Source organism: Halorubrum alkaliphilum (assembly GCF_017873815.1).
GTDB classification, from domain to species: domain Archaea; phylum Halobacteriota; class Halobacteria; order Halobacteriales; family Haloferacaceae; genus Halorubrum; species Halorubrum alkaliphilum.
This window is the reverse complement of the sequence record NZ_JAGGKQ010000044.1, coordinates 1-10664: the sequence shown is the minus strand read 5'-3', so window position 1 is coordinate 10664 and position 10664 is coordinate 1. Positions and strand designations below refer to the sequence as shown.

6 protein-coding genes and 3 pseudogenes are annotated in these 10664 nt (G+C 57.4%); 4 read left to right on the top strand and 5 right to left on the bottom strand.

All coding sequences use genetic code 11. The annotated features are described in order from the left end of the window. A pseudogene (locus J2751_RS15160) lies at positions 1-234 on the bottom strand (ISH3 family transposase); the annotation flags it as partial. A gap of 198 nt (positions 235-432) precedes the next feature. On the opposite strand from J2751_RS15160, the pseudogene J2751_RS15155 reads away from it, so the two are divergent. Next, a pseudogene (locus J2751_RS15155) lies at positions 433-1464 on the top strand (transposase); the annotation flags it as partial. Positions 1465-1686: 222 nt separating this feature from the next. On the opposite strand, the gene J2751_RS15150 reads toward J2751_RS15155, so the two are convergent. Next, positions 1687-2502 carry an IS5 family transposase gene (locus J2751_RS15150; RefSeq protein ID WP_209487264.1) on the bottom strand — a complete coding sequence of 272 codons (816 nt, stop codon included), beginning with the start codon at positions 2500-2502 and terminating at the stop codon, positions 1687-1689. 70 nt (positions 2503-2572) lie between these two features. Here J2751_RS15150 and J2751_RS15145 point away from each other — a divergent pair. Next, positions 2573-3136: pseudogene (locus J2751_RS15145) on the top strand (transposase); the annotation flags it as partial. 416 nt (positions 3137-3552) lie between these two features. After that, the gene (locus J2751_RS15140) at positions 3553-4149 is read left to right on the top strand and encodes a tyrosine-type recombinase/integrase (protein ID WP_209487262.1); all 597 of its coding nucleotides are present in this window, start codon (positions 3553-3555) and stop codon (positions 4147-4149) included. A gap of 76 nt (positions 4150-4225) precedes the next feature. On the opposite strand, the gene J2751_RS15135 is transcribed toward J2751_RS15140, so the two are convergent. The 3 genes from J2751_RS15135 to J2751_RS15125 all read right to left on the bottom strand — a co-directional run bounded on the left by J2751_RS15135 (position 4226) and on the right by J2751_RS15125 (position 5973). Further along, positions 4226-4531 (bottom strand): hypothetical protein, encoded by a 306-nt coding sequence (locus J2751_RS15135; protein ID WP_149784095.1) that lies wholly within the window; start codon positions 4529-4531, stop codon positions 4226-4228. 37 nt (positions 4532-4568) lie between these two features. Beyond that, positions 4569-5498: a hypothetical protein gene (locus J2751_RS15130; RefSeq protein WP_209487260.1), complete on the bottom strand. Its 930-nt coding sequence runs from the start codon at positions 5496-5498 to the stop codon at positions 4569-4571. A gap of 88 nt (positions 5499-5586) precedes the next feature. Further along, positions 5587-5973 carry an HVO_A0114 family putative DNA-binding protein gene (locus J2751_RS15125; RefSeq protein WP_209487258.1) on the bottom strand — a complete coding sequence of 129 codons (387 nt, stop codon included), beginning with the start codon at positions 5971-5973 and terminating at the stop codon, positions 5587-5589. Positions 5974-7147: 1174 nt separating this feature from the next. Here J2751_RS15125 and J2751_RS15120 point away from each other — a divergent pair. Further along, complete coding sequence (locus J2751_RS15120; RefSeq protein ID WP_245202880.1) at positions 7148-10357, top strand: DUF5817 domain-containing protein; 3210 nt, start codon at positions 7148-7150, stop codon at positions 10355-10357. The last annotated feature ends 307 nt before the right edge of the window (positions 10358-10664 follow it).

The following is a 10664-nucleotide window of genomic DNA, read 5'->3' as shown; positions in this document are numbered from 1 at the left end:
CCGGAGATGGTAGAGGATCGTGTTGGCAGCGGGGCCGTTCTGACTCGACGCACAGAGCGTAGAGACAGAGGTCCCGTCGGCGCAAGCGCCGACGAGGACCTCATAGATGTCCTCAGCAGTGATTTCAGCATTATTGGCTAAGGAAAGCGGAACTTCCTCGTCAAGGCTGTTGACGAGAAAGTTAAGAAGCTGGTCCTCGTGAATCTCACTGTCTGCTTGCTGGGTCGTAGACACACCTTCAGCAAGCAGACGTTCTAACTAAGCGGCTTTGTGAAGTACTGATACTTAACCACCCATCCGCCACACGCTTACAATTCATTCGACGATGAGAGAGTATGTTTGTAGTCATGTCGGTATGGTAACTTTGCTATCGACCTCACCATTTTCTAAATGAGTGGTTCCGGCAGTCCTCCTTCCAAAGATGACCCCCGTATGCAGTCTCTGTGCGAAGCGTACCAGCTCGGGATCACCATCCGGGACAGACTCAAAGAAACCGATCTTGTCACCGTATTCGAGGATTTTGATCACACGATAGACGCGATCGAAGACGGGTATCCAGCATGGCATCCTGCGCCACTCTCGTTTCGCGCGATGGTGCTCTCGTTCGTGTTCATGGAAATAACGGGTGATTCATACGCCAACTTTACCCGACGACTCACCCGACAACCGGAAGTAGCGACTATCCTCGGCTTCAGTCGAGTGCCCGACGAATCAGCGTTCTCGCGAGCGTGGAAAAACCGATTCGACGACACAGCCCACGAATACGCCCGCGCTGCCGCCCACTTCGTTGTCAAAGAAGTCCACGATCGCGACATCTCAGCGCCGGAGGTGCGGCCTAAGGCAGAGATCGTCGACGACACGCAAGAAGACGCAAACCCAGTAGAAGACAAATCCTTCTCACAGGACGAGATTGTCCAGACAACGCGCCTCGCGCGTGATCACGCCTATGGACACTTCGACTCTGGTCGGGCGTCGAACGCCTCGTACGAGGACACACAATTTTTCGAGCTACAGACGTTCATGGGGATGGTTCGGTGCGGAACCGCACAGGGGGCGACTCGCTTCCAATATCGTCGTGGCGAAGAGTACGGACCGCATGGCGACACCCACCTCCGCACCGTCAAGCAGTTCGAACCTGACGAGTTCATAAACGGCTTCAATGAGACAACGGACCGCTTGCTCTCCGTGATCGCCTCAGAAGCATCGTTCCGCCGGCCAGTCACTGCCGCGATCGATATCACCGCCATTCCCTACTACGGGGATACCGAGGAGATGCCGATGGTCAGCGGGACCAAAGATAGAGACAGTCGAGCCTTCAAATTCGCAACGCTCTCGATCATCGGACAGAATATCCCGCTCGTTCTCGCCGTGGAACCAGTTCGAGAGAGCTCTGAGTGGGATGAGAACCCGTCGAATCAGATCCATCGGACTGTGCGACGGCTCGTTCGACGAGCGAAAGAGCATGCCGTGTTGAACGCAAGACGGCGGCAACATCGGATTTTTGATATTCGATATTCTACCGGTAGCGGCGCTTTATCTGTAGATTCTCAGATCGGGCGATTCGATTTGAGCGGAATTGTGCGGCGACCAAAGCATCAGTTTCACAAGATACTACATAAAGCATGAGGTGGACGATGGCGATGCCTCTCCCGGATATATTCGGAGAAGGAGAGCAGGCGGCGGGCTCTAACTCGCCGCCTGCTCGAGGTTATGGACGATACACTTCCGTGTGAGCTCCCGGAACTGGCCGTGCCAGCTCCGGGAGCGGATCTCGTCGCCGTCGTCTTTTAGCATCGCAAACACGGTCTCACTCATTGACCGCTGATTGTAGACATCATCGTCAATTCTCGCGTTGTGAGCTTTCTTGAGCGCGTTTTGCTCGCAGTGTTTGATCACTGGTCGGGTAGACGCGTCACGACAGGCTTCGCGGAGATCACTCCACGAGTACATTTTGTCGGCCAGCAACGCCTGCAGGTCTTCGGCGTTCCGCCGAAAGACCTGCAGCCCAATATGGCCGTCATAGGCTTTCTTCGTCGTGAAATGAGCGTCCATGATAGCAAGAGAATCCGTGTCAACAAGCAGCGTCGTTTTCATCGCGTTGAACGAGTAACCGACCCGATTCCGGTAGTGTGAGCTGGCTTGATCACGCTGAAAGCCGCTGGCGTCGATCGACGCAGTGCCTGAGAGCCCCGCCTGCTCCGCCGAGGCGCGGAGCAGGCGGCGCAGTTCTTTCATCGGGAATTCATCGTCCCAGACGCTGAAAGATGTGTAATCCGGAGATGCCTCAAGATCAGACACACCGAGAATTCCCGGCATCTCGTTGAGATAGTCTTCGAGCCTCCGAAGCGGCTTGTTGATCTCCTCTTTGAGCAGAAGGAGCGCGATCTTGGTGGACTTGGCGTACCCGTTGTCGCCGTCGGCGACAGCGGGTACGTCTGGTTGTTCAAAATGGTTCGTAGCGAATTCGTGAAACGTTTGTGCGAGGTTCCTGAGACGTCCCATATCGCCAGACGGCGTCCAAATCCCGTGAAATCAGCGATACGATCCGCAGACGGCGTCGGCGTTCAACGGAGCAAAAGAGCATGTTCCAATCGAGACAGTGCTGTGTGATCGAGAGTTCGATTCGATACAAGTGTTACAGACACTCTCAAACCTCGATGTGAACTACCTCATACCCAAGCGAGTCTCCAGCTCCGAACGGGATGTACTTGAACAAATGGAGGAAGACGACCAAGAGGTGGCTGTTGAGTCGGCTTCTGTCCATGTGGAATCTGGATCACATCCAATGCGGCTCTTGTACGTGCCGTCGACGAGTGGGGAGGGGACAGCCGTCTTCGCGACGAATCTCCGAGTGGGACCCGATAAGGCCGAGGCGTTCTGTAAACGGTATAGTCGCCGGTGGCAAATCGAGAGCGAGTACAAATCGATCAAGGGCGACTTTCTCGCCAAGACCTCCTCGAAAGACTACCGCGTTCGCTTGTTCTACTTCGTGTTTGCCGTACTCTTGTACAATATCTGGCGGCTCACCGACTTCCTGCTGAAAGCGGACACCGACGGCGAGATGGACTACGCACCTGTGATTACTGCGGGTGAGTGTGTTGAGCTCGTTGCCTCAGCATTGATTCCACACGACTAACCCGCTGAGGTCTCGCTGGGTCCGCCGTTCAAGAGTGACAACTGTATACAGCAGCGCCAAAGCCCACACAATATCGTACGTTCATCCGGCAGTTCGACAGTAAGAGTTCAAAACTGATGCCAGAGCGATGAGAAGAACCATGAATTGATGCTAATTCGATCTGAAACTGGCTTATCCTCCGAAACTGTGCGCGCCGGAGTCCTGAAAAATTATATATCATTTACCAGTTTATCAGACCGAATTTTGCCCGCTCAGATCGGCACGCTACCCCTGGGGTTGACACCCTGAGGACCACCTTCTACGAGACAAAACTACCAGACGGTACCGGGTTCAAAGTAGATCGGCTACAGAAATGTTCGAATCTACCAACAGAATCGAACATTATTAGACCGCTCCCAGAGAGGCATGGTTCACAGATGGGTGACGAGAAGCACTGGGTGAAACCCGGTCAGGTCGAGGCGATGCGAGATGGCGCTCGTGCGGGGCATCACCCCAAGCGTGACGACGCGATCATCACCCTCCTCTACGACACTGGGCTCCGTCGCAGCGAACTCGCCCATGTGGACCGTGAGATGCTCGATCTTGAGGACGGGCTGCTCCGACTTCCGACGTCAGTCCAAAAGGACTACCCAAACGACAGTACCCCGCCGCCCGTTACCTTTGAACTCGATCGGGACGGCTCGCTGCGGACCGTCGCAACGCTTCGAGAGTTCCTCGAGGCCCGCGTCGACGACGATCTCGCCCTAGTCCCTAGCCAGAAGGCTGGTCGGATGACCGGGAAGGGGATCAACGACGTCGTCCAACGGGCCGCTCGTCGCGCTAGCGTTCGCCCGTACTGCTTCTCGGGGCGAGGCCGGCCCGAAGATGTCTCCGCCCACACACTCCGCCACAGCGTCGCCTGGCGGATGCTACGGATCGAAGAGGGAAACACGCTCTACGACGTTCGAAACCGCCTACGTCACGCCTCCCTTCTCACGACTGAGCGCGAGTACGACCACTTCGAGACGATTTGACTGTAGCGGGGTTGGTGTTAACCAACACTCGAACGCATCTCTATCGGAATGTTGGTTAATTTGCTGACACACAGCGTCAGAACTCCCGCTCGATCTCGAGCTTCCGCATCGCCCGCTCGAAGACCTTCGGGTGCCGGTGCGCGAGCTTCTCCAAGTGGTCCCGGACTGACTGGGCTGGGTTCACCTCGACCTCATCGGCGTTCTGAAGTTCGTGGTAGAACGCGTGTGTCTCGGTCGTCACCGCGACCCCGACCGTCTTATCCTTCGGTGCGCTGTCGCTGTTTAGCGCGTCGAGGTACCGGTCGACATCGAAGTTGTCCCCGGCGTCGCCCTTGTTCGTCTCGTTCTGTTCGTCTTCCGCTGCGTCGAATGCGTCCGTCATCGGGTTATCACTCATAGTTTTAATCTTAAGCTTAAGCTTAGGCGTATGTCTCGATTGTCTCGTCGGCGATCTCGACGCCGTCACCGGCGGCGAACTGCTGGGCGCCAGCACGGTAGGCGTGGTAGCACTCCTGCCGCACCGAGCGCGGCGTCCCATCCGAACGCTCGACGATCGTCCGGATCGCCGAGGCTGTGTACGGATCGGAGAGATATCCCTCAGTGTACTCCTCGTCGCGGGCCCACGCCAGCCACCGAGCGATCAGCTCCTCAGTCTCGGCGAACTCGAAGCGTTCGAGCGACCGGTCCTTGGCGACCAGCCGCGACGACAACGTCTCCCGCAGTTCGTCGAGTCGGTCGCCGGCCTCGGGTGTCCCGAACAGGAAGAGGATGAAGGCAGGCCCGGTCTCGCCGAGGTCGCCGATGCTCTGAAGCCCGGCGAGCAGCTGCTCAAAGGTACGCGTGTTCCGCGCCGCGTCCTCAAGCTGATCCACTTGGACAATACACGTGAGGTCTGCCGCCTCCAACTGCTCGGCGACCTCCTCAACGACTTGGCGGACCTCGTCGGTCGCCCGCGGGTAGGTCTCGGGGATGTCCAACTCATCGTACGCATCGAGTTCGTCAAGCAGCCGCGTGTAAAGCCGGCGTGTGGTGATGCTCTCGACCTCACGAATGCGGGCGATTGCGAACTCGTCGCTGCGAGGGCCCTCGCTCAGCGCGTTGTACACAAGCTCTCGGAAGTGGGTCTTCCCAGCACCTCGCTTGTCGATCACCGAGACGTGCCCGGCGCGGGTGAGGATGTGTGAGGCAACCTCTTGGAGAAGGTCATCGTTGACTCGTACGGCGACCCGCGTGTCAGGAAGTGATTCCGCCGCGAACGGTGTGCGGTCCTCTATGAGCCCTAACTGCTCGGCATACCGAGCATGGGCCTCTTCGGCGTCATCGAGTGCCGCCGTGAATTGATCAGCCATGATACGGTTATCCCTAAGGATATCCCTAAGCTTAAGATTAAGTCAGACGCACATCGAGAGAGGCTGAAGTTGTTTCTAATAAAACTGATTAGACGACCGGTTCAATAGCGATGTGATTGTGCTTGAGCCGTGGCGCTTTCGCACGACCTTCTTCTACATATTCGATGACGTCGATACGGGCAAGCTTCTGGAGATCCCGGCTGACGACTCCTTTATCGTAGCCCAGCTCATTCGCAAGGGATCGAACCGAGTCAGGATCGTGGTCTTTCAAATAATCGAGTAGATCGAGACGCCGGTCATGGAAGATATCACCAGCACGCTCCCGGGTAAGAATGAGCGTGTCCGGGAACCCGTGCTGGGTAAGCGTCTCCGAGAACGCAGCTCGGAGTTCTAAACGCTCATCAAACTCTGCGTCCTCACTCTCGAATTCGTTCGGATCAGGCACCGATGTTGGGGATCCTTCGAATTTAGGCATATTCATTACTCCTTGACCGTTGTTAGAACCACAACAGTCAAAGGTGTTTTGACAATATTGACCTCGGAGAGTACCGAGGTGATAACTACTTTATCGTCGGGTATGTCGAACCAGATCCCGACGGCTTCGACGACTACGACCCTGCAGAAGATGCCGAGAACTATGGGTGGTCACTCGTTCAGAAAGCCGAGTCTCCACTCGACGAAAACGACGAAATCGTAGGGATGGATACTCGCCACAACCAACCTCACCTCGACAAGGAGTATCTGCCACCCGACAGTGATGAGGTTGACATCCTCCTCCGCCTGAAGGCGGAGGAATCCCGAGCGGTGGGAGTTTCAGGTTTGCAACCACGGACGCCGCCACTTCACGGGAGTCCCCATCTAACCAAGCCATCGTGACGGTGGCTGTCTGGCCATGCCAACTGGCCGTTACTCCTATCCTCGGTGTCGTTGACTTCCAACTGTTGTTTTTGCCAGTGGGAAGTCGCTGGCACGTCGCCGGGCTTGCTCAGGCCGACGGGCACAGCGACGAACCCTTCGAGGATTCGTGTTCACCGCGTCGGCGTTTCGGATATTGTCTCATTGAGTGGCGGCGAGGCCGCCTCCGAAGGTCGTTCGGAATCCGCTCCGTTCCGACCTGACCTTCCCGTGTTATACCGGGTCTTTGAACTTCAAACTACGTATTGGAAACTCGAACTGAGGCGTCGAACGTGGGTTGATTCTAAGTTGTCGGATTCATCCTGCGGCTCAAGCCGCAGGTATTCTCCTTGATTTCGTATAAGATGGGCTGTGGCAGATAGTCCAAAAACGTCGGACTGTACCGCCAGTTGATCTATCTGACCGATGGGATTAAGAAGAGTCGTTACATCGCCATCTAATATGCACAGCTAGATGGCGTAGAATCAGGGGGTCATCCCCCCTGGTGGCAGCAGGGGGTCATCCCGGGAGACCACGGGGCTTGGCAGCCCAGTGGAGTATCCAATCGTACTCCCAAATTCTCCCGAGGTGGCTTAATCGTTCCGGTGCGCAGAGTGGCATCTGTGTTTCACCGGAACTAGGCCCTGTTGCTCCTCTCCCGCGTGAATTCGGTGATTTACGCGATGTTTGGCGTCAGATAGCGTGCGAGAGCGCAGTATGCACGCAACCGGATCAGATCGAGGTGAGCCCTCCCGATGAGTCGCTTCGCTGTCGTCGGATGTGCCGAATGTGCGGAGCACTGGGTCATCGAGGATGTAGTCGGCGTGCGACCTGCGGACCAACACGAGTGTCCGCAGTGTGGAACACGCCATACAGACGAGAAGTTACGCCGCCGGGCGAGAGCAGAGACGTGGGTGGACGCCGTCGAGAAACGGTCGGTACTGCTCGCGAACAAGCGCAGCGCTGGCGATGAGTTCGCCGACGTCGATCACTACAGCGTGCTCGAAGGCGAGTGGGACCGCGAGCTCGTCGACGACCCGCTCGGTGTCCAGGTGGTCACTGGTGAGTTCTCGAATGATCACCATCTGGACGGCGACGAGATGGATGAAGAAGCCGGCGATGAGCCCGATTACCGTTCCCTCGGAGATCTCCGTCACGACGAGGACTCAGGTCTGTGGCTGGTCCAACAGTATCCAGCGGAGTCGTCAGGGACGGTGCGTCTCGACGAGGACAGCCGGCCGGGTGAGCTGTGGCAGCGTCTTGTTGACGCCCTTCAGGAAGATATCGCGCTTGCCGTTCGTGAGTTCGTTGGTGGCGTCGGCGACGGAGCCGGGTGGCAAGTGCTCGAAGCAATCATCGACGACCAGCTTGGCATGGTCGATCGGGGCGCCCTCGAGGATGCCGAGAACCTTCGTGGGTCAATTGCCACGTCGACGTTGCTCAGCCTGTGTAAGGACGTCGGCTCCGAGCAACACCAGCAGGCAGTGGAGTTTCTTTCTAGCCTCGGTGATACCGACTTCGGCCCACTAGGTATCGGGTTCAACGGCGAGATCGAAGACATCCGGCGTATTGTGAAGCCGTTACTCTCGGCCTCGGTTCATACGCCGACGATCACCGTGCGTATCGACGAGTCGTTCCGAGAGATCGACCATGCTGACCAGCGCCGGCGGATGGTCCAGCTGCTCAGTTGGCTCGGGCACGGTGTGGATGTTCGAGTTGTGTTTGAATCACCAATCTGGATGCGCCGCTTTGCGTGGACCTACGATCCGGAGATCGATATCGACGAGCTTGACGGCAACGTGCCGGACGTGACAGCGTTCGATGTGAGTCAGCAATGCAACACAGGCCAGCGCGCTTCCGGTGCCGTTGACGACCACGTAGCTGCGGCTCTGGAGGCACTCGATACGGATGGTGAGGTCGTCGCGACGCTCGAACGAATCGGTGTAGAAGCCGGACAGACTGCGTCCTACGAGGCGCTCTACCGGGCTGCCCCGTACGACGAGCCCGACCAGTCACGGAACAATGTTGCGTACCACCTCCGACAGCTTCGCGAACACGAACTGGTGACCGATCGGATCGGGACTAGTGATGGGAGCAAGGTAGCGATTCGCCCAGCTAGGATGCGGCTACTGGAGGAGATCGGACGATCCGAGATGCAACAGAAGCCCCTTCAAAAATTTGTGAGTCGGGCCGGAAAATCCGACGACAATTTGGAGTCTAGACCCGCGCACACACGTGAGGGGGCGACCGGGTGGAGCCGCGACCGCCTTCCCGCACTCCACACCATCCAGCCGCTTCCCCGTTCTACCTACCAAGCTGCCGTCGCGACGACCCCCGAGAACGGCATCGCAACGGTCGATGCGGCCATCACTGAGTGGGACGATCGGGCGGCTCCCCACCGCTATATGGACTGGGAAGAAAATCGCTTGGCTGTGGCCGCCGAGGTCGACAATCCGATGCAGTGGGCGGTCTGTACTGCTCGTTCGTTGGGTGACGCGTTTGTCTGGGACAACCTTCTGACCAAGGAGCGGTTCGACGAGCACGGCGATTTCCGACGGCTGCTCCAAGAGGCACCTGACATCCTCCAAAATAGTGCGTGCCTCGGGTGGATCGCCGACGGTGACGACATCGTCGACGACGTCGAAGAGTTCGGCAGCCGGATTCAGAGTGTTCTTGAGGACATCTGCGAGATGACGCGGGACATGACTCATGGTGAGTACCGCGAATATGACTCTCGGACGGCCTTCCGGACGCAGATACTCACTGAATCGCTCGGCGTGATCGGTGTGATGACGCGGCTGCTCGACTTCGCTGGCATTGATCTTCTCCGAATCGGCCGAATGCCCCGGTTCAAGAGCGATTTTGACGAAGAGAAGCTCTCGTCCATCGCGAAATTCGTCGGTATCAACTCGGCGATCGGGTCGACCTACGGCATGGCCTCTGTGTTCCGCCAGCTGTTCGAGGATCGCGACGAAGTCCTCCGCTGGTCGATGGATGTCGATGTCGACGCCGCAGAACCGTTCGGCGAGCTCATCGGGTCGTGGTGTCTGTTCGCCGATTATGGCGGCCGCCAAGCGGTGTTCGCTGAGAAACTCCGATCCAACGTCTCTCCAAAGAAAATGCGGGACGGCGCTCCCGAGATCGGTGTCCGGGTCTCTGTCCAAACGTCGACGAGCCGGGCGCAGTACCAGGACCTCCTCGACTCGGTTCTCCGCGAGAAGAATCTCATCACGACGCCGGAGGCGGTGTCGGTACTCCACGGATTGTGTCGATCTCCTCTGGCCATCGCGAACGGTGTCGCTCGAGCCTTGGAGCCGGAAGATAAGACGCGGCACATCCGATCTGTAGAACTCCGTCGTATCATCGCAGCGCTGTCTTCGGAGCAAATACTTCGAGATGCGTCGTCGACACCGCGGAAAGCGCTTGTGACGCTCGCTGAATGCGATGAACTTGTGAATCAATCGGAACTCGCCGAGAGAGCTGGCCTGTCGGCTCGATCGCTGCGTGACCACCTCCCAGATCTCATCAATGCGGGGATCGTCGAAAAGACGGACACCGGCTACCGGCTACAGCTGTCATTCGAGGAGACGAACCGAGACGACAGAAACCTCCCCGAACGGTATCGTGATATCTATCCAAAGTGGGTGAGTGATCCGACAGTCAGCAACGACGTCCACGCTGCGGCTGGAGCGCTGCGCACAGCTAGAACCCATCACGGACCGGAGGGGCCAGTTCCCCCGGATGGTGTCGGCTTTGCTGGCGATGTCCTACTTGAACTCACAGAGCCGTGGCCGTTAATCGAGGAGATTCTCCCAGCGTTGTGGGCAGTCACGGCAAGAGACTTGTACCGACAGGACGCTGCTGTCGCCGGTGCTGCTCTCGTCGAGCCAGAGGTTGAGGTGATGGGGAAACGTCCCCGTCAGCTGAGCCTTCAGGAGGCAACCACCCGAGGTACCCCGACGTGACGTGAGTTCTGACGGGAGTCCGCAGCCTATCGATGATACCATTATTACAATCGGGCATCGCTCATGCTTGCTTAGAGCAAGACGACTAGCAAGACAAACTACAAGTGAGGGGCTCTGTTGCAATCCTCAGAAAGTGATAGTTCCTGTGCCGGTGTAGTCAGTACAGAGAAAGCAGAGCCTGATCTAAGTTATTCGAATCGTTGGTCTGTCGGTGCCTTGTTTTGCCGCTGATTGACGGTCGCTTCAGACGTTCTTACCGCAATATTCCGCCAGATTAACCCGGAAATGGATGCCGTCTGGCGATATG

Bases quoted from the DNA above. Each gene is read 5' to 3' on its own strand.
- J2751_RS15130 (WP_209487260.1), bottom strand. From the start codon at position 5,498: ATGGCTGATCAATTCACGGCGGCACTCGATGACGCCGAAGAGGCCCAT.
- J2751_RS15140 (WP_209487262.1), top strand. From the start codon at position 3,553: ATGGGTGACGAGAAGCACTGGGTGAAACCCGGTCAGGTCGAGGCGATG.
- J2751_RS15125 (WP_209487258.1), bottom strand. From the start codon at position 5,973: ATGCCTAAATTCGAAGGATCCCCAACATCGGTGCCTGATCCGAACGAA.
- J2751_RS15135 (WP_149784095.1), bottom strand. From the start codon at position 4,531: ATGACGGACGCATTCGACGCAGCGGAAGACGAACAGAACGAGACGAAC.
- J2751_RS15120 (WP_245202880.1), top strand. From the start codon at position 7,148: ATGAGTCGCTTCGCTGTCGTCGGATGTGCCGAATGTGCGGAGCACTGG.
- J2751_RS15150 (WP_209487264.1), bottom strand. From the start codon at position 2,502: ATGGGACGTCTCAGGAACCTCGCACAAACGTTTCACGAATTCGCTACG.